The 20,647-nt window shown below is 40.8% G+C and carries 22 protein-coding genes; 14 read left to right on the plus strand and 8 right to left on the minus strand.

Annotation, left to right across the window (positions count from 1 at the left end; translation table 11 throughout):
- Positions 1 to 116: 116 nt before the first annotated feature.
- The 3 genes from CWB80_RS06240 to CWB80_RS06250 are packed head-to-tail and all read left to right on the plus strand — an operon-like array spanning position 117 to position 3,120.
- Positions 117 to 2,600: an intermembrane phospholipid transport YdbH family protein gene (locus CWB80_RS06240; protein ID WP_138599646.1), complete on the plus strand. Its 2,484-nt coding sequence runs from the start codon at positions 117 to 119 to the stop codon at positions 2,598 to 2,600.
- Positions 2,593 to 2,775 carry a YnbE family lipoprotein gene (locus CWB80_RS06245; protein ID WP_054551055.1) on the plus strand — a complete coding sequence of 61 codons (183 nt, stop codon included), beginning with the start codon at positions 2,593 to 2,595 and terminating at the stop codon, positions 2,773 to 2,775. The genes CWB80_RS06240 and CWB80_RS06245 overlap by 8 nt, the downstream gene beginning before the upstream one ends.
- Positions 2,776 to 2,784: 9 nt before the next feature.
- A complete protein-coding gene (locus CWB80_RS06250; RefSeq protein ID WP_054551056.1) occupies positions 2,785 to 3,120 on the plus strand; it encodes a YdbL family probable chaperone protein in 336 nt (111 codons plus the stop codon).
- 75 nt (positions 3,121 to 3,195) lie between these two features.
- On the opposite strand, the gene CWB80_RS06255 is transcribed toward CWB80_RS06250, so the two are convergent.
- Positions 3,196 to 3,738, minus strand: a complete 543-nt coding sequence (locus CWB80_RS06255; RefSeq protein WP_138599689.1) for a DUF1415 domain-containing protein — start codon at positions 3,736 to 3,738, stop codon at positions 3,196 to 3,198.
- Positions 3,739 to 3,788: 50 nt separating this feature from the next.
- Positions 3,789 to 5,048: a lipid IV(A) 3-deoxy-D-manno-octulosonic acid transferase gene (gene waaA / locus CWB80_RS06260; RefSeq protein WP_138599647.1), complete on the minus strand. Its 1,260-nt coding sequence runs from the start codon at positions 5,046 to 5,048 to the stop codon at positions 3,789 to 3,791.
- Positions 5,049 to 5,202: 154 nt separating this feature from the next.
- Between waaA and CWB80_RS06265 the strand changes: the two genes are divergently transcribed.
- From CWB80_RS06265 to hldE, 3 genes are read left to right on the plus strand one after another with little or no spacing between them, the layout of a single operon-like run.
- Positions 5,203 to 6,657, plus strand: coding sequence for a capsule assembly Wzi family protein (locus CWB80_RS06265; protein ID WP_138599648.1), 1,455 nt, complete (start codon positions 5,203 to 5,205; stop codon positions 6,655 to 6,657).
- 32 nt (positions 6,658 to 6,689) lie between these two features.
- Positions 6,690 to 7,280 carry a D-sedoheptulose-7-phosphate isomerase gene (locus tag CWB80_RS06270; RefSeq protein ID WP_054560969.1) on the plus strand — a complete coding sequence of 197 codons (591 nt, stop codon included), beginning with the start codon at positions 6,690 to 6,692 and terminating at the stop codon, positions 7,278 to 7,280.
- A complete protein-coding gene (gene hldE, locus CWB80_RS06275; protein ID WP_138599690.1) occupies positions 7,280 to 8,719 on the plus strand; it encodes a bifunctional D-glycero-beta-D-manno-heptose-7-phosphate kinase/D-glycero-beta-D-manno-heptose 1-phosphate adenylyltransferase HldE in 1,440 nt (479 codons plus the stop codon). Before CWB80_RS06270 ends, hldE begins: the two co-directional genes overlap by 1 nt.
- On the opposite strand, the gene CWB80_RS06280 is transcribed toward hldE, so the two are convergent.
- Positions 8,709 to 9,431 (minus strand): 3-deoxy-D-manno-octulosonic acid kinase, encoded by a 723-nt coding sequence (locus CWB80_RS06280; RefSeq protein ID WP_138599649.1) that lies wholly within the window; start codon positions 9,429 to 9,431, stop codon positions 8,709 to 8,711. The genes hldE and CWB80_RS06280 overlap by 11 nt on opposite strands.
- Before the next feature lie 124 nt (positions 9,432 to 9,555).
- Between CWB80_RS06280 and CWB80_RS06285 the strand changes: the two genes are divergently transcribed.
- The 6 genes from CWB80_RS06285 (at position 9,556) to glpG (ending at position 14,784) form a co-directional block, all read left to right on the plus strand.
- The gene (locus tag CWB80_RS06285) at positions 9,556 to 10,614 is read left to right on the plus strand and encodes a glycosyltransferase family 9 protein (protein ID WP_138599650.1); all 1,059 of its coding nucleotides are present in this window, start codon (positions 9,556 to 9,558) and stop codon (positions 10,612 to 10,614) included.
- Positions 10,614 to 11,159, plus strand: a complete 546-nt coding sequence (gene gmhB, locus CWB80_RS06290) for a D-glycero-beta-D-manno-heptose 1,7-bisphosphate 7-phosphatase (protein ID WP_138599651.1) — start codon at positions 10,614 to 10,616, stop codon at positions 11,157 to 11,159. The genes CWB80_RS06285 and gmhB overlap by 1 nt, the downstream gene beginning before the upstream one ends.
- Positions 11,160 to 11,322: 163 nt before the next feature.
- Positions 11,323 to 12,519: a glycine C-acetyltransferase gene (locus CWB80_RS06295; protein WP_138599652.1), complete on the plus strand. Its 1,197-nt coding sequence runs from the start codon at positions 11,323 to 11,325 to the stop codon at positions 12,517 to 12,519.
- Positions 12,520 to 12,574: 55 nt separating this feature from the next.
- Positions 12,575 to 13,600, plus strand: a complete 1,026-nt coding sequence (gene tdh / locus CWB80_RS06300; protein WP_054551064.1) for an L-threonine 3-dehydrogenase — start codon at positions 12,575 to 12,577, stop codon at positions 13,598 to 13,600.
- Positions 13,601 to 13,654: 54 nt separating this feature from the next.
- Entirely contained in the window at positions 13,655 to 13,972 is a 318-nt protein-coding gene (gene glpE, locus CWB80_RS06305) for a thiosulfate sulfurtransferase GlpE (protein ID WP_138599653.1), read from the plus strand.
- Positions 13,969 to 14,784 carry a rhomboid family intramembrane serine protease GlpG gene (glpG, locus tag CWB80_RS06310; protein WP_138599654.1) on the plus strand — a complete coding sequence of 272 codons (816 nt, stop codon included), beginning with the start codon at positions 13,969 to 13,971 and terminating at the stop codon, positions 14,782 to 14,784. The genes glpE and glpG overlap by 4 nt, the downstream gene beginning before the upstream one ends.
- A 41-nt stretch (positions 14,785 to 14,825) precedes the next feature.
- On the opposite strand, the gene CWB80_RS06315 is transcribed toward glpG, so the two are convergent.
- On the minus strand, positions 14,826 to 15,194 hold the full coding sequence (locus CWB80_RS06315; protein WP_371351978.1) for a flagellar basal body-associated protein FliL: 369 nt from the start codon (positions 15,192 to 15,194) through the stop codon (positions 14,826 to 14,828).
- A gap of 201 nt (positions 15,195 to 15,395) precedes the next feature.
- Here CWB80_RS06315 and CWB80_RS06320 point away from each other — a divergent pair, with 201 nt between their 5' ends.
- Both CWB80_RS06320 and ubiA read left to right on the plus strand, forming a co-directional pair.
- Positions 15,396 to 15,941, plus strand: coding sequence for a chorismate--pyruvate lyase family protein (locus tag CWB80_RS06320; protein ID WP_138599655.1), 546 nt, complete (start codon positions 15,396 to 15,398; stop codon positions 15,939 to 15,941).
- A complete protein-coding gene (gene ubiA, locus CWB80_RS06325) occupies positions 15,938 to 16,816 on the plus strand; it encodes a 4-hydroxybenzoate octaprenyltransferase (RefSeq protein ID WP_138599656.1) in 879 nt (292 codons plus the stop codon). The genes CWB80_RS06320 and ubiA overlap by 4 nt, the downstream gene beginning before the upstream one ends.
- On the opposite strand, the gene CWB80_RS06330 is transcribed toward ubiA, so the two are convergent.
- The 4 genes from CWB80_RS06330 to CWB80_RS06345 all read right to left on the minus strand — a co-directional run bounded on the left by CWB80_RS06330 (position 16,817) and on the right by CWB80_RS06345 (position 20,569).
- On the minus strand, positions 16,817 to 17,437 hold the full coding sequence (locus tag CWB80_RS06330) for a 2OG-Fe(II) oxygenase (RefSeq protein WP_054551070.1): 621 nt from the start codon (positions 17,435 to 17,437) through the stop codon (positions 16,817 to 16,819).
- A 139-nt stretch (positions 17,438 to 17,576) separates the two neighbouring features.
- Positions 17,577 to 18,464 carry a LysR family transcriptional regulator gene (locus CWB80_RS06335; protein ID WP_054551071.1) on the minus strand — a complete coding sequence of 296 codons (888 nt, stop codon included), beginning with the start codon at positions 18,462 to 18,464 and terminating at the stop codon, positions 17,577 to 17,579.
- Between the two features lie 119 nt (positions 18,465 to 18,583).
- Positions 18,584 to 20,110: a response regulator gene (locus CWB80_RS06340; protein ID WP_054551072.1), complete on the minus strand. Its 1,527-nt coding sequence runs from the start codon at positions 20,108 to 20,110 to the stop codon at positions 18,584 to 18,586.
- Positions 20,111 to 20,161: 51 nt separating this feature from the next.
- Positions 20,162 to 20,569 (minus strand): DUF2721 domain-containing protein, encoded by a 408-nt coding sequence (locus CWB80_RS06345; protein ID WP_054551073.1) that lies wholly within the window; start codon positions 20,567 to 20,569, stop codon positions 20,162 to 20,164.
- Positions 20,570 to 20,647: the final 78 nt, after the last annotated feature.

Raw genomic sequence — 20,647 nt, forward strand, 5'->3', positions numbered from 1 at the left:
GGCTTCACTATCATGTGTGGCCTTTTTGTTTATAATGTTCTGAGAAGCGAGAAGCGAGAAGCGAGAAGCGAGAAGCGAGAAGCGAGAAGCGAGAAGCGAGAAGCAAGGAGAGTTTTTTGAGTTTTAAGCGGGCGTGTATTGGGTTACTAGGTATCGTGCTAAGCATGGTGCTGTTGGCGTATCTGTTCAGGTTACCACTGACATCGTGGTATTTAACACCTATGCTCAGTAAAAATGGCGCTGAGCTTCACTGCATTGATTGGTCATTAACTCGCAAGCTTGATTTGAATATCGAGAAATTATGCTTAACCTACCAAGGGCAGCAAATTGAGTTAGCTGGCATTATTGCGAATAAGCAACAGGTTAGTATTTCTCGAGCCAATCTTATAATTAGCAATCAGAGTAATAATCAACAACCTGACACTTCACAAACTGAATTTAAAAAGCTTGCTTTGGTATTACCCGAGCAAAGACCGCTAATTCGCATTGAGCAGCTTGATGTAGTCTCACCGTTTACCCAAAATCCTGTTAGGTTGGCGATACAAGAAAAACGCCTAAATCATTTTACGATTTCACGGGATCTCAATGCTGACGTTGTAATATCTAATTATGAAGTCAAAGCCAACATCACCTTTGATGAGCAAGTGGCTGAGCGGTTCGTAACATTGCCAACAAGCAGCCATTTTACCACTCAATCACAGATTAAGTTTGATGGAATTACAGTTGCAATTGAAAGCTCAATCAATGCAAGTTATCAGCATGCTGTAGGGGAGTGTGACCTAGGTTTTGCTAGTGAAGGGCAATTGAGTGCTAAGTATCAATTAAATCAACAGCATTTATACGCGGATTTATCAGCTTTACAAAATCAACTTAGTGCAAACCGAGACTGCTTAAACACCATCGCAGACCAGCAGCATCAATCATTTGTTGAAGCGCAGTTACCGCTTACTTGGCAGTTACACATTGAAAAACCAGTTAGTGTAGAAAGTAAGTTGCTATCAATCCCAACTGTAAAGCTGCAAGCTATAGAAGGGCAAAGTGAGGTGACAGTCAGTAATACATCCCTTTCTTTACAGGATTCGCAGGCATCACTTAATAGCCAAGTTAACATTGATTTTAATAGTAAAGATATTGATGAGCTTAAGCTAAACGCGCATTTGCATGAAGAGAACGTCAGCGCTGATTTTCAACTGTCGGTGGATTCACTACCTGCATTTTTAGATTTTCAGTCTGATGGCGCTTTGACTGAGGGTTTTGGGGTTGAAGGTATTGGGGCTAAAGGAAAGCTAAATATTGAAGGGTTATTTACTAGCCCTACAGCTAAACTGAATACTAATATCAGTGTTAAAAATGCCCTAATTTCGGGTGCACAGATAGCTGATTTTAGCAGCGCAATTAACGCTGAGTATAATGCCCAGCAGCACCTAGTTGTTAACGCTAATAGCAAGGTTAAATCATTAACTTATGATGATATGAACGCAGCAAAAATTAGCAATGAGCTTACTCTTAGTACAGATCTCAGTGTGGGGGAGTTATTTGCTGATATTGATGCCAAAACCACGGCCGCTAAATTATCAACAGCAGAGCTTAGCTTAAATAAGTTGTCTGTTGTGTCAAAAGCTCTTCAAAGCCGCGCCTTGCAGGCAACACATCATGTATTTGCAGATGGCTTTGAAGCGCTTGTTAGCCATAATATGTCTGAGGTTGCCCATCCATTTGAATTAGTGATACCAGAGCAGGCCGTATCCAAGCTAAACCCGATAATTGCTCAGTTTGAGCCGCTTGCTACCGTCACTGATGGAGTCGTTTCGGGCAATATAAAAGGGGATGTAAATCTTCAACAAGCACAAGGGCGCGTGCAAATAAGTAAATTCACTGCGCTTTATAATGATTATCTAGCGAATGATTTCGCAGTGAATTTGAACGGCACGTTTAATTCAGGGCAGCTTAATATTGCAGCGACTAAATTTACACTCAATGAACTGCGCGCAGGTGCCGTGGTCAAAAATATACAAGGTCAGTTGCAGGTAACAGCTAATCAGCCTTGCGTAGCTAATCTAACTGGTCAGGTTATGGGCGGGGCATTTGTGGTGAATAAGTTCTGCCCACTCAGTGATAGCCAAACCGCGACTGTTAAATTTGAAAATATTGATGCCAGTAAATTGGTCACCCTTGATGCTGAATCAGGAATTAGCTTAAGTGGGCGCTTAGCAGGCACCTTACCCGTTGTAATAAATAAACAGGGCATCGAGGTAAAGCAAGGGCAGTTAGTTAATCAGGGTGATGGTAAATTACTGATCACTAATAATGCGGGCTTTGAAGCGGTAAAGGCGCAGCAACAAGAGCTGAGTACCACGCTGAGTTTACTTGAGAATTTAGATATTAAAAAACTACGCAGCAGTGTTAATCTCAAACCGGATGGTTGGTTACATTTAGGTGTAAATTTAGAGGGTTATAATGAAGCGCAGCAGCAAGCAGTGAACTTTAATTATAATCATGAAGAGAATGTATTTACTTTACTTAGAGCGCTGCGTTTAAGTGATGAAATTACTCAAAGAGTTGAGAAAGAGTATGCAAAAAAAGGAAGCAATGATGGCTAAGTGGTTAGTAATGCTGACGGCAGTAGGCATGCTGAGTGCCTGTACCCACCGTGTTGAAGTGGCAGCAAAAGAGCCGATTACAATCAACTTAAATGTAAAAGTTGACCATGAGATCCGCGTAAAAGTGGATAAAGAACTAGATACCTTATTCAGTGATGACAGCGAATTATTCTAAGGAGCACACATGCGTAAATTACAACTTAAAAAACTAAATGTGATCACCTTGATCAGTGCTGTTTGTTTATCTTTCTCTGCTTGGGCTATCAGCCTTGATGATGCAAAAAGCCAAGGCTTAGTAGGTGAAGACAGCTCAGGCTATTTAGGTTTAGTGGTTAATAACAGCGAAGCAAAAGCGGTCGTTGATGAAATTAATGCAAAGCGTAAAGAGCAATATTTAAAACTTGCGAAAAAGAACAATCTTTCGTTAGCGCAAGTTGAAGCCCTTGCAGCTGCTAAAACTATCGAAAAAACGAAGCCGGGTCACTACATTGAAGTGAACGGTGAGTGGGTAAAAAAATAACTCACTAAATTTAATATCTATAAAAAATAAAAAGCCAGCATTGCTGGCTTTTTATCTATAGAACGCCGGTAAGTGTTAGCGCTTATCGATGCAGTTTTGCAGTAGCTGCTGCCAAAAGTCGATGCCTTTGCGTCTTGCAAGTTTAATGTTGTGCTCTGGAATAGACTCAGGTTCATTGTAGTTGTCTAACGCTTCGCTCATGCTGGCTTCGCGGATCAGATGCAGTGTTGGGTAAGGTGCGCGATTCGTATAGTTTGCAGCATCGCTGTCATCGCTATCAGCAAATACATAGTCAGGATGAAAGTTGGCTATTTGATACTTACCTTCATAGCCTTGCGCAGCTAAAAGCGCATTGGCTAAATCGACTAAATCTAAGAACTCTTCAAAATCCTTAAAGCCTTGCTCAAACATCAACAAAGTAGTTTCGCGCTCAGCTTGTTGGTCTAACGCGCTACACTGCTCAAGCATATCCATTACTGCATCATCAAGCGTAATAGACTGACTGATTTGATAATGAATGCAATTGCTTTCAACTTCTTTACGGGCAAACGGGCAGAAATTGTATTTTACGATTACGCTTGATACCCATTCGCGCATTTGTATTTCTGGGCGATTCATCGCTTGCTTTGAAGTCACATTATTTCTCTATTCTATTTTACTTTTCTATCTTACTTTTCTAAGTAATGCTCAATTAAATTAACCGTTTTACTGATGGCGCCTTGATTGTTAGTAACGCATTTCTGAGCTTGCTGACCGAGCTTAATCGTCTTTTGTACATCACTACTCAAAGCGATAAGTGTGTCAGCAAGGTGATTTTCATCGGTAACGGTTTTAGCTCCCTGAGCACTAATCAGCTCAGGATAAATATGGTCAAAGTTATAGGTATGAGGGCCTGCTAATACGCCAACAGAAAACGCTGCTGACTCTAACGGATTATGGCCGCCTCGCTCGATTAAACTACCGCCAACATAGCTGATGTTTGCCACACCATATAAGCATTGTAATTCACCTAACGTGTCAGCTAACACAACTTGTTGCTTGTTATAGTCATCTTCACTGCGACGACTAAAGCTCAAATTTGAACTTTTTAATATCTCTACGACTTTATCAAATTGCTCTGGGTGACGTGGAGCAATAATCAAAAGAGCGTTGGGTAACGCTTTTAACAGCTTCTTATGAGCAGTTAAAATAAGCTCGTGTTCAATAGGGTGAGTAGAGCCTGCAACCCAGATAAATCGCTCGTTGTTATATTGGTTTTTAAGTGCTGCGACTTTATTTAATTGCTCATCTGTAGGCATGATATCAAATTTAATTGAGCCAAATACGCGTGCCTTTTCAGGCTTTAAACCAAGTTCAATAAAGCGTTTTGCATCATCTTGATTATGACTGGCCAGATCGCTAATAGAGTGCATGATCACCTTAGTTAAAGGCATTACCTTTTGGTAGCCTTGCTGTGATTTAGCTGAAAGCCGGGCATTTAAAACAAGTACCTTTGTGCCGTTATTGTTGCTTTGCGCCATAAGGTTTGGCCAAAGCTCAGTTTCTAAAATACACAGTACCTTTGGCTGGATACGTTTTAAAAATCGCTTCGTAGCGAAGAAAAAATCAATCGGTAAATAACAGCAGCTAACCGCATCTTTAAAGTTATTTTTTATTTGTTCGCGACCCGTTGGGGTATTGCAGGTTACTAAAATAGTAAGTGTTGGGTTTTCTGATTGAACAGCCTTTATAAGCGGCGTTGCTGCTAACACTTCCCCTACAGAGGCACAATGAAAAACAACATCGTGATGAGATAAGTTCGAAAAGCCAAAGCGCTCAGCAAAATGCTCACGGTAACCCTTATTCTTTTTGCCGCGTAAAACATACAGGTAAAAAACAACCAGTGGGCTTAGTAGGTATAAAAGTAAAGAGTATAAAATGCGCGCCATTGCTTAGCCTAAACGGGTAAAACGTTATGATAGCGTGGAACCTTTGGGATCTAAATATAAAATGTTAAAAAGGGTTATTAAAGAAAGTTTTAAAGTGTTTACTGTTAGCTAATTTGGTAATATTTCGGTTACTTAATAAATCAACGAAGCAGTTATGAAATTTAAAATGATAAAAGCCTCGGTAATTGGTGCTTTTCTAAGTTGTTCAATGCCTTTATTTGCAGCACCTACCGCCTACTTACCGATTGGCATGGATGCACAGCTTGATCATCAATTAGATACTTTGTTTGCCTTAACCACAGGCGCGCCTATGGTTAAACCTTATCGTTTATCGGAAGTAGAAAGTGCGCTTCTTGAGCTTGAAAAAAAAGAGCCAGGACTAGTCGCAGCTATCCGTTATAAAATAAAGCCTTATCAAAGTGATGATGCAGTAACACGTGCAGGTGTTAAATTACAAGTTGATACAGACAACAGTAAAAAAATAGCAAATCAACGCGGACTTAGCTCTGATGAATGGGGACAAGGCTTTTTTGAAGGTATTTGGCGTGCCAATGATTACACGCTAGTACAGGTTGGAGTTGATTACCGAGCCAAGGCAAATAAGTTTGTAAATTACAATTCGTTTATTAGTTTTGCTGGTGAAGATTTACAGTTAAACCTTGGGTATAAAGAACATTGGTTCTCGCCGTTTAAGCATTCTGCACAAATCATTTCAACCAACGCAAAAACAGCCCCGTCAATTTCGATTGGTATGGTAAAGCCTGCTCATAATTGGTGGAATTTTGATTTTGAATTGTATTATTCAGAGTTAGAACATGTTGAGAATGGTATTTTATATCAAGGTGAACTTCATAGTGGTACGCCTAAACTTGCGGGTACTCACTTCAGTATTGAACCTATTAGTGGTTGGAAAATTGGCCTTAACCGAATGATGCAGTTTGGCGGTGGGCCTCGTAAAGTAGATGCTGGAGATGTATTTGACGCTTTTTTTGATCCTGCCGGAAATGATAATGTTGCATTAGTAGGTAGCTCTGATGCGGAGCTGGGCGATCAGTTCGCTTCAATTACAAATGTAATTAACTTTAATTGGGGATTGCCAACAGAGCTTTATTTTGAATACGGTGGTGAAGATACTAAAGAGCACAAAAACTATCAGTTTGGTAATGTCGCTTATAGTTTAGGGGCTTTTTTCCCAAAATTAACAGACTCAATAAGTTTTAGATTTGAACATACCAATATGCACAGCTTTTGGTATAAAAACTATATTTATCCTACTAAGGGTAATACGGTAGATGGATTTGTTGTTGGACATTTTGCTGCAGATCAGCGTTACTTTGGTGACGGCGTACCGTCTGAAGTAAATGTTTTAGAAGTGACTTATTCTGAATCTTTTCAGTCTCTATGGCGTGCTAAAGTTTCAACCATTTCGAATAAAAGTAACTACGAGTATGATATAGGTGGATTTAGTCGAGAATACGATGATGCAATTGAACTTCAACTAAGTAACACGCGTCAATTAAACGAGCATACATTAGAGACAACTCTTACCTATGGTGAAGATGTTTTTGGCGATAACTATACTTGGTTATCTGTAGCCTATTTTTGGTAAGCAAAGCCGTTAATACTTTTTAAGGAATATTTATGTCAAATCTTGATTCTGTAGCGGCAAGCTACCTAGAAAGTTTAAATCGTCATCAAATGTTGTTTGAGACGATGGAAACCTACCACCCTGAAGTAATGCAACTACTAGAAGCTTGTCACAGTGCTTTACAAGCAGGTGGTAAGGTTATTTGGTTTGGTAATGGTGGTAGCGCGGCTGATGCACAGCATTTAGCTGCTGAGTTTGTTGTGCGTTATAAATTGGAGCGCGGTCCGCTGGCTTCTATCGCATTGACAACAGATACCTCAATTTTAACCGCTCACAGTAACGACTATCATTTTGATACTGTATTTGAGCGCCAAGTGCAGGCGTTATGTAAGCCTGAAGATTTGGTGATTGGCTTAACCACATCTGGCACTAGCCCTAACATCAATCTTGCACTGGCAGCGGCAAATGAAATCGGCGCCTTTACTGTGGCATTAACAGGTCGAGATGGTGGTAAGGTAAAAGATATCGCTAAGCTACCTATTATTATTAAAAATGATGAAACCGCGCGTATCCAAGAGGCGCACATGTTTATCGGGCATTGGTTATGCGAAGCCATCGATATGGTTGTAGCGGAGCAAAAGTAATGGATTTAGCGTTACTAAAAAACCTTTCAAAGGCGCGTATTTTAGTCGTTGGTGATGTCATGCTAGATAGATACTGGCATGGCGACTCAGGGCGTATTTCGCCTGAAGCCCCTGTACCTGTTGTAAAAGTCAGTAAGTTTGAAGACAAAGCCGGTGGTGCAGCAAACGTCGCAAAAAATATTGCCCGTTTAGATGGTAAAGTCGGCTTATTAGGCTTGGTTGGTGAAGATGAAAGCGGGCAAATCCTCGAAACAATTTTAAGTTCAGAGAAAATTGATTCGCAATTAGTGAGTGTTTGCGATTTACCGACTATTTCTAAAATGCGAGTAATCAGCCGCCATCAACAAGTTGTGCGTCTTGATCTTGAAGAGACCTTTACTGAGCAACACAGTCAACTGTTATTAAACCGTTTAGAGCTGGTTTTAAATGACTACGATTTTGTGTTGTTTTCTGATTACAACAAAGGCTCACTGAGCTTAATTCAACAAATGGTTCAGGTTGCAAAGAAAGCGGGTAAAACGGTTCTTATTGATCCTAAATCATCTGATTTAAGCTTATACCGAGGTGCTGATTATATAACACCTAACTTAAACGAATTTAAACTTGCTGGTGGTAAAACTGATTCTGAGCAAAGCTTAACCCAAAGCGCTCGTGATCTAATCAATGAGGCTGGTATTGCAGCGATGCTATTAACGCGCTCAGAGCAGGGCATGTCGTTAATTAGCCAAGCAGAAAAACATGATTTTGCAGCCCAACAACTTGAAGTCAGCGATGTTACTGGCGCAGGCGATACCGTAATCGCGACATTAGCTGTGATGCTTGGTGCGGGAATGGCTGCAAAAGATGCAGTTGAAATTGCCAACCTTGCAGCAGGTATTGCGGTGAGTAAACTGGGTGCCGCAACCGTGTCGCCAGAAGAGTTGAGCCGTAAACTTGGTCAATATTTACAGCAAACCGGCGAGCATTACCAAACGCCGTTTGAAGATGTGCTTCAGCATATTGAGTTTGCTAAGCAAAATGGTGAAAAAATAGTTTTCACTAATGGTTGTTTTGACATTCTTCACGCAGGTCATGTGCGCTACCTTGCTCAGGCTAAAGCACGAGGTGATAGGCTGGTTGTTGGCTTAAATAATGATGAGTCAATCACTCGCTTAAAAGGCCCAGAAAGACCAATTAATCCATTGGATGAGCGTGCTATGGTATTAAGTGCGCTTGCGTCAGTTGATTGGGTTATTCCATTTGGCAGCATTGAAGAAAATGACACGCCAGCTAAGCTGATTGAGCAAATTAGCCCTGATGTGCTAGTAAAAGGCGGCGATTACACCGTTGACCAAATTGCTGGTGCCGATCATGTTTTACGCCATGGCGGAAAAGTCGAAGTACTTGAGTTTCTTAATGGCTGCTCAACATCAAACGTAATTAGCAAAATTAAGTCTTAAGCAATGCTTGGTAGTCACACACCAGTGACTGCCAATCACTTTGCTGCCAATGCATCACTTCATTACGGCCTTGCTCTTTTGCAAACGAACGGGCAAGGCGTTTGATATTCTCTGTTTGCCAGCTAGCGTGCGGTTGTTTGATTTCACCGCGGTCAAAGTCAATGATAAACACCTTACCTGTATCATCGAACAGTATGTTATTGATGTTTAAATCTGCGTGATAGATGCCGTGATTGTGAAACTCGCTGAGAGTCACTGCTATCGCTTTTAGCTCAGACTGGCTAAGTGGGCGCGTGATTAAAATATCTAACACGCTTTTTGCGCCAGTTACTGCTTCGGTGATGATATCGCCGCGATAGATTAAGCCACGGGTGGTCACTTTTGCCGCAATGGGTGTCGGCACATTTAGGCCAAGCTCAAGCAAACGCATCATCAGTGTAAATTCTTTATAGACACGAGTTTGCTTCAAACCAACATATAGGTACTGATCGCTCAGTAACTTACCAATTAAACCACCACGCCAATAGTGACGAAGAACGCCTGTAAGCTGTTGATGTTTAAAAAACCACGCTGTTGCGCGACCTTTTTTTGCACCAACGATTTTATCTTGTTGTTGCCAATAATTGGCATCGAACCACTGTTGCGTGAGCTCATCTTTATAAGCTGGGTGACACAAAAGGGTGGTGTTCTGCAGATGCTGAGTTTCAAACATAACAACTTCAAGATTAAATAAAATTAGCGCTATCTTACCGTATTTTTAGCTTTTCGCATAAGTGCTTGCATTAGCATCAAGTTAATTTAAGATCGCATATTATTTGCTGTAGCTAAGGGCGCACGTGACTCAATCAACCTCCTATTCAGATATTTGTATTTTAAGGCTTTCGGCTATTGGTGATGTATGTCATGCCGTATCAGCAGTGCAAGCAATTCAAAAGGCACATCCGAAGGCAAAAATTACCTGGGTGATTGGTAAAATTGAGGCCATGTTACTGGCCGATTTACCAGGTGTTGAGTTTGTTGTGTTCGATAAAAAGCAGGGCAAACAGGCTTATCAGCAACTTAAAGACACGTTCAAGGGGCGTAAATTTGATGTGCTATTACATATGCAAGTCGCACTCAGAGCGAATTTAGCAGCCCGTTGTATTCCTGCAAAGATCAAAGTGGGGTTTGATTGGGCACGCTCAAAAGAGTTGCATAGTTTGTTTATTAATAAGCGTATTGCCCCGCAATCAGAGGCGCATGTATTAGAAGGCTTTAAAGGCTTCGCTCAAGCAATTGGGTCGCCTGATTACAAACCTCAATGGCAAATGCCAATTACTGAGCAGCACCAACAAGCAGCCGATGCGCTATTAGGCGAGGAGCGTTTAGCCGGGCGTATTTTTGTTATCTCGCCTGCGGCAAGTAAAAAAGAGCGAAATTGGTTACCTGAGAGTTATGCTGCACTTGCTGAACATGCTCATCAACAAGGCTTTTCGGTGGTTATTACTGGCGGCCCAACCCCTTTAGAGATTGAACTTGCCGAGCAAATTATCGCGCAGAGTTCGGCACCTGTGCTTAACTTAGTAGGGAAAACTCAACTAAAAGAACTGTTATGTGTTTTGAAACGTGCTGCGTTAGTGTTAGCGCCTGATACTGGGCCTGCGCATATGGCTGTAACGGTAGGAACACCTGTTATTGGTTTGTATGCCCACTCAAACCCAAAACGCACAGGACCTTATTTGTATCAAGAGTATGTTGTTGAGGTTTATCACCAAAATTTACGTGAACAAACAGGCAAAACAGCGCAACAGCTACCTTGGGGAACACGCGTGAAAGGGGCTGATTTAATGGCGCAAATAAGTGTAGAAAAGGTGATTTCGATGTTTGACCACGTGGTAGAAAAAGAGCAATTGTAATGAGCAAAGTTTTATTTTTAGACCGTGATGGTGTGGTCAATATTGATCATGGCTATGTGTACAAACCAGAAGAGTTTGAATTTGTACCCGGTGTATTCGAGGCGTGCAAAGCTTTTGCTGATGCTGGTTATAAAATTGTGGTGGTAACTAACCAGTCGGGTATTGGCCGTGGTTATTATTCAGAACAAGATTTTTCCAACCTCACAGAGTGGATGAAGGGCGAGTTTTTAAGTAACGGCGTTACTATTCTTGATGTCTATTTTTGTCCGCATCATCCAAGCAAAGCAGAGCCTTCCTATTTGCAAGAATGTAATTGTCGCAAGCCTGCCCCAGGTATGCTTTTACAAGCCATTGATGAGCATCAAATCGACCCATCACAAAGTATTATGGTCGGTGATAAGCTTGGCGACCTTATTGCTGCTGAAAGAGCTAACATCGCTACCCGTGTTTTAGTTCGCTCAGGGCAAAGTTATGCTGAGTCAACAGAACAACATGCCGATATTGTTTGTGAATCTTTAGCTGATTTACCCAATTTATATTTATAATTTATGAGGTAAGACCAGTTTAAGTTCACAAACCCACACCAGTTGAGGGTTTGCGACGAACTGCAAACAGTGCAATTGTTCGTCTAAGCTTTTACAATAGGTGCAAAATTTAAATTCATGCTAATCATTTCTGATTAGGTACAAGAATATGTGGAGATTACAGATGAGAGCATCTGCGTTTTTTAATCAGTTGCAGCAGCAAATTGATGAAGTGAAAGCTGAGGGATTATACAAAAGCGAACGTGTTATCACGTCGCAGCAACAGGCTCAAATTGAAGTTGCCTCTGGCGATAAGGTTATTAACTTTTGTGCTAATAACTACCTTGGCTTAGCAAATAGCCCAGCGTTAATTAAAGCAGCTCAACAAGGCCTTGATGAGCACGGTTTTGGTGTTGCATCTGTACGCTTTATTTGTGGTACTCAAGATATTCATAAAACTTTAGAACAAAAGATCTCTGAGTTCTTAGAAACAGAAGACACCATTCTTTACTCATCATGCTTTGATGCAAACGCAGGTTTATTCGAAACAATTCTAGGTCCAGATGATGCGATTATCTCTGATGCACTAAACCATGCTTCGATCATTGATGGTGTACGTCTTTGTAAAGCAAAGCGTTTCCGCTATGCAAATAACGACATGAGTGACCTTGAAAAGCAACTTATTGCTGCTGATGAAGCGGGCGCTAAAACTAAGTTAATCGCTACTGACGGCGTTTTCTCAATGGACGGCGTTATTTGTAACCTTGAAGCGGTTTGTGATCTTGCCGATAAATATGATGCATTAGTGATGGTTGATGACTCTCACGCTGTTGGTTTTGTTGGTGAAAATGGTAAAGGTACGCCGGAGTACTGCGGTGTACTAGACCGTGTTGATATCATCACGGGTACCCTTGGTAAAGCACTTGGTGGCGCATCAGGCGGTTACACATCAGGCAAAAAAGAAATTGTTGAGTGGTTACGCCAGCGTTCTCGTCCTTATCTTTTCTCAAACTCACTTGCACCATCAATTGTTACTGCATCAATTAAAGTACTTGAGATGCTAAGCAATGGCGGCGAGTTACGCGCTAAACTTTGGGATAACGCAAAGTATTTCCGTGAACAAATGGAAGCTGCAGGGTTTACCTGTGCAGGTAAAGACCACGCGATTATCCCTGTCATGTTAGGCGATGCTAAAGTTGCCTCAGCCATGGCTGACAAATTACTTGCTGAAGGTATTTACGTAACAGGTTTCTCATTCCCAGTAGTACCTAAAGGCCAAGCACGTATCCGTACGCAAATTTCTGCGGCGCATACAAAAGAGCAATTAGATACCGCTATTGCTGCCTTTACCCGTATTGGTAAAGAAATGGGTGTTATCTAATTTTATTTCCTAAACCGAAGCTTTTGCTTCGGTTTTGTTTAATTGAGTATAAATCATGAAAGCATTATCTAAATTAAAAGCAGAACCAGGGATCTGGATGACTGATGCGCCAAAACCTGAAGTTGGCCATAACGATCTGCTTATTAAAATCCGCAAAACAGCAATTTGTGGAACAGATGTCCATATTTATAAATGGGATGAGTGGGCACAAAATACAATTCCTACGCCAATGGTTGTTGGTCACGAATATGTAGGTGAAGTGGTTGATATGGGTCAGGAAGTACGTGGTTTCCAAGTTGGCGACCGTGTTTCTGGCGAAGGCCATATTACCTGTGGTCACTGTCGTAACTGTCGCGCCGGTCGAGTGCACTTATGCCGTAATACAACAGGTGTTGGTGTAAACCGTGAAGGTGCATTTGCTGAATACCTTGTGATCCCAGCTTTCAACGCATTTAAAATTCCAGATAACATTCCTGATGAACTAGCATCAATCTTTGACCCATTCGGTAATGCAGTACACACAGCGTTGTCGTTTGACTTAGTCGGTGAAGACGTATTAATCACAGGTGCTGGCCCAATTGGTATCATGGCAGCTGCTGTTGCCAAACACGTGGGTGCACGTCATGTGGTTATCACCGATGTGAACGAATACCGTCTAGATTTAGCGCGTAAAATGGGCGCGACTCGTGCTGTAAACGTAGCAACTGAAAAGCTTGAAGATGTAATGAAAGAGCTTGGCATGACTGAAGGCTTTGATATTGGTCTTGAAATGTCAGGTGTGCCAGTAGCATTTAACAGCATGCTAAACAACATGAATCACGGTGGTAAAATTGCCATGTTAGGTATTCCACCTTCAGATATGGCGGTTGATTGGAACCAGGTTATTTTCAAAGGTCTAATCATTAAAGGGATTTATGGCCGTGAAATGTTTGAAACTTGGTACAAGATGGCAAGTCTAATTCAGTCAGGCCTTGATCTGAAACCAATTATCACTCACCAGTTCTCTGTGGATGACTTCCAAGCAGGCTTTGATACAATGATTTCAGGCCAATCAGGTAAAGTAATCCTCAACTGGGATTAACACCGAATAATTTTATAAGGCGGCTTTGGCCGCCTTTTTAGTTTAGAGAGTACTATGTCGTATAAACATATTTCAGTGAGCGAAACATTTGCGCTGTTAGATAAAGAAGAGGTTGTGATTGCTGATATTCGCGATCCTAACTCATTTCAAACGGGTCATATCCCAGGTGCTGAGCATTTATCAAATGCTAACATCAGCGATTTTATGATGCATAAAGAGTTTGATCAACCAATCATCATCGTTTGTTATCATGGTGTGAGTTCTCAAGGTGCTGCGAGCTATTTAGTAGAGCAGGGGTTTGAAGACGTATACAGCATGGATGGTGGCTTTACAGCTTGGCAAGCACAACTTCCGGAGCACATTGAACGATGATTGAGTTGGGTAGCATAAATAATCCTCGCGCCGCACAAGGCTTTATAGATTACATAAAAAGTAAGGGCTTACATGGAGAGTTGCGCTCGCAAGATGGACAAACAGTGATTATTTGTGTTGCTCCAGAGCACTTTCATCAAGCCCAATCTCTTTGGCAGGAGTTTGCGGCTAACCCTCATGACGAAAAATACCAACAAGCTTCATGGCAGGTGGGCAGTACACAATCGCCTCTGTCATATCAAGGCCAATCACTTAATTTAAAAGCCCGTTTTAAGGCATTAAGCTGGCTAAACCGTACAGTTACTCTAGTCTCGATAGCTATATTTGTGGCCTTCTTATTGGGTGGTTTTGAAACTATTTACAGTATGCTGCAGTTTAATCCTGCACAGCCTCTAACTTGGTTTACACCTGCCATTGTGCACTTTAGCGCTGTCCATCTTATTTTTAATCTGATCTGGTGGATGACGCTGGGTAACGATATAGAAAAACGCAGCGGTAAATTAACCTTAGTGGGTTTATTTTTAGTGACGGCATTCATTAGTAACTGGGCACAGTTTTTAGTTGTTGGGCCTAACTTTGGTGGTTTAAGCGGCGTTGTGTATGGCTTACTTGGTTTTTGTTGGATCTACAGCGTAATGAGGCCAACAGAGCCGCCACTAGTAAGTAATAGCATCGTTGGTTTTATGTTGGTTTGGCTTATTCTAGGCTTTGTAGATATGTTGCCTGTGAGTATGGCGAACTGGGCACATTTAGCGGGGTTATTGGCTGGTATGGCTTATGCTGTGTCAGACAAGCTGCTTTCACGCAAATAATCGCGTAAATAAAAATGGCGGCTAATGCCGCCATCTTACAATTAATGATATAAATACTTAGTAAATAACACTTCTCGGACAATCTCTTGTCCTGTTTCTTGTTTTAGTAGTGCTTTTAGCTTTTCGGTACAGCGCTTTCTGATTTCTTCGCGGCCGGTCAGCGATTTAATGTTTTCTTCTGGCTCTTTCGAGAGTATTTCAACAATCGCATCACGCAATAGTGGAGTGTGGTGTTCTACGATTGCGATATCAGATAGATCATTGAGCATGAGATCCACTGTAATACGAACATAGCCAAGTTTTTTATTACCTTGACCTATGTAGTTAGTGATGATGTCAGGCTCAAAACCAAAGTAGCCAACATTTGATTCAGCGCGAACAGACCAACTTGTTGCAGTAACAAGTAGCATGCTTATCAAGTAAATTGATAACAATGATTTTTTCATAGTTAAGAATATTCCACCCTTTCAATGATTTTTAGTCTATACCCAAATTCACTTAAGATACAGGCTGTTCTGCGTTTTTTAACCCAGCTTGAGATTAAATCATGACTTTTGCCAAACGTGCAGCAGTGATATCATTTGCACGGTTTTTAAAAATAATGAGTCGTTGTGATCACATTCCCAGTTTCATTAGCTGCAAATTGGCAGCCTGCTTCAGCATTTCCAGATTTGACGCAACAACAGCAAAGTTGGTTGCTTGAAGCTGGGTCATTAACAGCTAAGCTTAAAAGTCACTGTCAGGTCTTTTCAGTTAAAGTTTTAAACGAAGCACCTTTTGACTTAACCCGCGAGCAACAAGCATTACTCAATACCTCTTTAAGTCAGGCATTAAATCGCGAAGTGTTACTACTATGCGATGGTAAACCAATGGTTTATGCACAAAGCTGGTTGCCGGCAGATGATACATTAAAAAAGCAGCAGTTACTAAGTATGGGGACAAGGCCGCTGGGCGATGTTATTTTTCAAGACCCAAACTTATCGCGCACTGAAATAGAAGTTGCTGAGTTTTCACAGCAGCACGCTATTCAAGCTTTAACAGCTGAAATAGGCTACTCTTCACAACCATTGTGGGGAAGGCGCAGTGTATTTAGCTTATCTAATGCTCATTTTCTCGTGGCTGAAGTATTCTTACCTGGAGCGTATATTTACCTATGAAGCTAGCTGCACTTAAGGTCGCACATATAGCTTACTATAAGCAATTAATGCGTACCGATAAGCCAATAGGCACTTTATTATTATTGTGGCCTACTTACTGGGCGCTATGGCTTGCCGAGCTTGGCACGCCGAGCTTATTAAATTTTGTGGTATTTAGTTTGGGTGTCTTTGTGATGCGCAGTGCCGGCTGTGTAATTAATGACTTTGCCGATCGTAAAATTGATGGCTCAGTTAAGCGCACAGCCCAGCGACCGCTAGCAGCAGGTTTGGTATCAAGTGGTGAGGCTCTGAGCTTATTTGTACTGCTCATTGTGGTGGCGTTTGGCTTAGTGTTAACACTTGGATGGTCAACGATTTTACTATCGTTTGGTGCTTTAGCACTGGCGTTCTGTTATCCATTTATGAAGCGCTACACCCAGCTGCCGCAAGTTGTACTTGGCGCGGCATTCAGTTGGGCTATTCCAATGGCCTATATGGCATCAATTGGCTCAGTACCATTAGAAGCCTGGCTCCTATTTATCGCGAATCTTGTTTGGACTGTGGCTTATGACACCATGTATGCCATGGTTGATAGAGATGATGACTTAAAGATTGGCGTTAAATCGACAGCAATCTTGTTTGCCAGCTATGACAGACATATCATCTTTTTACTCAATGCCTTATTTATTGCGATTCTTGCTTACATAGGTATGAGTCATCAGCTTGGCTTGCCATATTGGCTGGGCTTAGCTGCAGCGGTTGGTTTTTTACTTTATCAACAAACGCTTATTCATAAACGAGAGCGAGATCCTTGTTTCAAAGCATTTTTGAATAATCACTATGTGGGGTTAGTGATTTTTATCGGTTTAGCAGCATCCTTGCCACTGCCATTTTAATTATCTTGGTGGGTCGATAATACCGCTGATTGAGGCATTTTTTCTGAACCAACCCGCAATAGAGTAGCGTACATCGTTTGCGGGTAATACTTCATGCATAAAGCGTTCGCTTTCAAACATCACCAATAAGCCCGCTTGAGGTTTAATGACTATTTCAATCTCTTTACTCTTTGGTTTGTAGATCACCAATTCACCGCCAGATTCTGGCGTATTTAAGTAACAAACCGTTGTAAAAATGCGATTAGAACGGCCTTTGAAGGCATCATAGTGCTTTTTATAAAAGTCACCTTGTTGATACTTTGCATAATGGCATTCATAGTCAAATAAGCCTAAATAAAAGCCACGGTTTAACTGTGTCTTTATTGCTTCCATGGTCGCCAGATAAGTAATTTGTGCTTGGCTTGAGCTATCAAACCAAAAGGTTTTATCTTTACGCACAGTTTTATCTATTTGTTGGTCGTTTAATCGGCCAATACCTGCGGTATGAAAATGCGGATTAATGCGATAGCAATCGGCAATTAAATCAGCAATTAAGCTTTCATTAATCGCGTTTTCAACAACAGCATAACCAGTACGTTCAATAGCATCTAAGTATGTGTCGGTAATAAGCGGTGCGGTCATTCATGTGAACAATCAAAAAAAGGTGCGTAAGTGTATATGAAAAATTGTGTGATGCACGCTTTTTATGCAGTAAAAATGAAGAAATAAAAAAGATTGGCTAGCCTGATTAATTACAGGCTAGCAGTAGATTAAATAGCTTCTAACCTTGGCTTGAAAGGGCCGTTTTTTCAATGAGATCGAGTAAGTGGCTAACGTGAGAATTCTCATTGATTTGTTGGTTTGTTTGGATTATTAGCTGGTCGTGTGCGATACCTTTATTAGTTTTTAATAATAGTAACTCCGGATCAGATGACACACTATTAGCATGCTCAATGCTGGCAATCGCGATATGGTTTGATTTTTTCAGACCATCCATAACTTGTTCGATACTGCCTACTTTGATGCTTGATGTTTTATCAAAAGAATCAATTGCATCGTTTAGCATAGATTGCACTTGTTTTGACTGTGAAAAACAGCTGTACATAGGGTAGTCAGCTAAGTCGCGTTTACTAATGTCACTTTTATTTGCAAGCGGGTGATTTTTAGCCACGAAAATGATTAGTTGATCAGGTAAATGTATATCGCTGCCAATGCTGTTCATCGCTTGCGAACATACACTGATATCAATTTCACCTAATTGCAGTTTACGTACTAGTTCACTTTGCTCTTGTAACTGCATCTCGATTTTCACATGAGGGTACTGCGCTAAAAACTGACCGCAAGAAACAGGCACAACCGTGCTCGCTTTGTTGGTGTAGCCAATAATCAGTTTTTCACTTGCGCAGCCGTTTAATGATTCAAATAAATGCTTCTTGGTTTCTTCAAGATTGTCGAGAGTTTGTTTTGCATACTCTAGGAAAAGCTCACCTTCTTTGGTTAACTTTACTGAGCGAGTAGAGCGAGTAACTAGCTCATAACCAATTTCATCTTCAAGTGTTTGAATACTTCTAGTTAATGCAGAAGTGCTTATTTGAGTTTTCTCTGCAGCTTGGCGGAAATGCCTTAGCACGCCTAATGCTACGAATTGTTCAAGTTGTTCAAATCTCACTTTAATAGTCCCTTGTTATAAGTAAGCCCTACATCCAGGCGGTACAATTTTACATCACGAGAGGCATAGTAAAGTATTGTACCCGTATTGGGAAGTACTTGTTTTACAGAAAAGTTACATCAATCAGGATAACGTTCCTTAATTTCTAAGAAAAGCGCTAAATTTTCAAGTAGCTGATCGACTAAAATTGGATCAAAATGTTTCCCACGTTGCTCTTTTATCAATGAGAGAGCATCATCGAGTGGCCATGCTTTTTTGTAGCATCGGTCACTGCAAAGTGCGTCAAATACATCTGCAATTGCAGTAATTCGACCAACAATATCGATATTATCACCAATTAGTCCTTGCGGATAACCAGTTCCATCCCATTTTTCATGGTGTTGGTAGGAAATTAAGGCCCCACAGTTTAATATTTCGTTTGTTGAGTTTTTTAGTATTTCATAGCCAGTTTCGGCATGAGTTTTCATTATTTCCCATTCTTCATCAGTGAGTTTACCAGGCTTATTTAGAATCTTGTCTGGAATACTAATTTTACCAATATCATGTAATGGTGAAGCCAGTTTAATGATTTCACAGCGGAACGAATCCAAGCCATATAATTTTGCGAGTAACTCACTGTACAAAGCGACACGTTTAACATGTGAGCCAGTTTCCTTTGAGCGCTTTTCGACTGCTTCGCCAAGAATATACGACAACTCTTTTTGTGACTCTTTGACCATTTCTCTAAGCTTTAAGTTGTCATAAGCAAGTGCGATATTATTGGCGTAAAATTCTAGCAGTTGATAGTCTGTATTTTGCAGTTTTGAACCTTTATTGACATACAACATAGTTTCAAGGCCTGCTTTTGTTGGAAAGTAGCCAATGTAATCTGTGCTGTTTTTTAAAGACGATTTTCTTTCATGTGCATCAATAAATAAGTTTTTTACATCCTCAGGAATTTTATTTTTACATGGAGTTGGCTCAACACCTGAAGCGGCAAGTAATTGAAAGTCATTAGCTGGCGATGATTGCAGGTTAACCGCAGCGGCACAATATATTTCTCTGTCACTTATCCCCATTACGTTAGTAACATGGTTTAAAATTGTGGAGGCAAACTCTTGCACACTATCACATTTTAGGAAATTGGCTGAGGCATTGATAATTTGTTCGAGGCCATGTTTATGATGATCAATAATCTGAATATCACGATGTGAACGTAGCGCTGAATAGAGCAAAGTTTTCATTTTTATCGCGGTGAGCTCAGTTTTATTTTTGTAATCATTGATATCGTAATCACGAATGATGGCTTCTTCAGGGGCTTCCCCAGGCTGACCTGTACGCAGTATTAAACGTATATCATGGTTTTCTATTTCATCGCGGATGTATTGAATGAGATCGAGGCCTGCGTGGTTTGTTTCCATTACCACATCAACAAGTGCCACTGAAAATGGAGTTCCTTTACCTAAAAGCTCTCTCGCTTCAGCAGCAGAATAGGCATGATAAAAGCGAAGCGCTTTATTTTCAAAAGTGAACCCAGCTAATACTAGTTTCGTAACTTGATGAATATCTTCTTCATCATCAACAACAAGAATATGCCAGTATTCAGCCTCTTCCGTACCTACATTATTTTCTTCTAAGGATTCTTCAGAAAATAAAAAATCATCCACAAAAGCACCACTTATTGTTGTATCTCATACAATAAGTATAGAGGGTGAATTTTACTCTGCCTTATCTGAAAGAGGTTTTTTTTCGATATTTTTCAATTCAATCTCGATTGCATCGCAAGAAATGTGGATCTCATACAAAGAGGTGAGAAGCGACAAGGCTAAGCACGCGAGGCTGATGCCAAATAAAATGATTCCAGTAGTATTAAATTCTATAAATAATGCAAACATTGATAAGGTACACATTAAAAAAGAGGCAACACCATAAACTTGCATTACGCGAATTAATTTAATGCGTTTTCTTAAATTGGTAATCTGTGCAACAACTAATGGGCGGATACTTTCTCCTTCACGTGCATTGAGCTCTCGAATAAGCTGAGCAAGCACCAAAAAACGGTTGGTGTAAGCAAGTAACAGTAAAGAAATTGCTGGGAATAACAATCCCGGTGTTGTTAAAGTCATGTGGCTACCTTGAAATAAGCATTGCAGCGAAGTTAGTTGCTAGCGTAGTTTAGGATTTAAAGATAGAAAAGTAAAAGG

It is taken from the genome of Pseudoalteromonas sp. S1650 (genome assembly GCF_005887195.1).
Classification (GTDB): Bacteria; Pseudomonadota; Gammaproteobacteria; order Enterobacterales; family Alteromonadaceae; genus Pseudoalteromonas; species Pseudoalteromonas simplex.

Coding starts and splice junctions, on each gene's coding strand:
- hldE (WP_138599690.1), top strand. CDS start 7,280: ATGGATTTAGCGTTACTAAAAAACCTTTCAAAGGCGCGTATTTTAGTC.
- gmhB (WP_138599651.1), top strand. CDS start 10,614: ATGAGCAAAGTTTTATTTTTAGACCGTGATGGTGTGGTCAATATTGAT.
- CWB80_RS06295 (WP_138599652.1), top strand. CDS start 11,323: ATGAGAGCATCTGCGTTTTTTAATCAGTTGCAGCAGCAAATTGATGAA.
- CWB80_RS06245 (WP_054551055.1), top strand. CDS start 2,593: ATGGCTAAGTGGTTAGTAATGCTGACGGCAGTAGGCATGCTGAGTGCC.
- tdh (WP_054551064.1), top strand. CDS start 12,575: ATGAAAGCATTATCTAAATTAAAAGCAGAACCAGGGATCTGGATGACT.
- CWB80_RS06280 (WP_138599649.1), bottom strand. CDS start 9,431: ATGTTTGAAACTCAGCATCTGCAGAACACCACCCTTTTGTGTCACCCA.
- CWB80_RS06315 (WP_371351978.1), bottom strand. CDS start 15,194: ATGCTACTTGTTACTGCAACAAGTTGGTCTGTTCGCGCTGAATCAAAT.
- CWB80_RS06250 (WP_054551056.1), top strand. CDS start 2,785: ATGCGTAAATTACAACTTAAAAAACTAAATGTGATCACCTTGATCAGT.
- glpG (WP_138599654.1), top strand. CDS start 13,969: ATGATTGAGTTGGGTAGCATAAATAATCCTCGCGCCGCACAAGGCTTT.
- glpE (WP_138599653.1), top strand. CDS start 13,655: ATGTCGTATAAACATATTTCAGTGAGCGAAACATTTGCGCTGTTAGAT.
- ubiA (WP_138599656.1), top strand. CDS start 15,938: ATGAAGCTAGCTGCACTTAAGGTCGCACATATAGCTTACTATAAGCAA.
- CWB80_RS06255 (WP_138599689.1), bottom strand. CDS start 3,738: ATGAATCGCCCAGAAATACAAATGCGCGAATGGGTATCAAGCGTAATC.
- CWB80_RS06270 (WP_054560969.1), top strand. CDS start 6,690: ATGTCAAATCTTGATTCTGTAGCGGCAAGCTACCTAGAAAGTTTAAAT.
- CWB80_RS06345 (WP_054551073.1), bottom strand. CDS start 20,569: ATGACTTTAACAACACCGGGATTGTTATTCCCAGCAATTTCTTTACTG.
- CWB80_RS06265 (WP_138599648.1), top strand. CDS start 5,203: ATGAAATTTAAAATGATAAAAGCCTCGGTAATTGGTGCTTTTCTAAGT.
- CWB80_RS06330 (WP_054551070.1), bottom strand. CDS start 17,437: ATGACCGCACCGCTTATTACCGACACATACTTAGATGCTATTGAACGT.
- waaA (WP_138599647.1), bottom strand. CDS start 5,048: ATGGCGCGCATTTTATACTCTTTACTTTTATACCTACTAAGCCCACTG.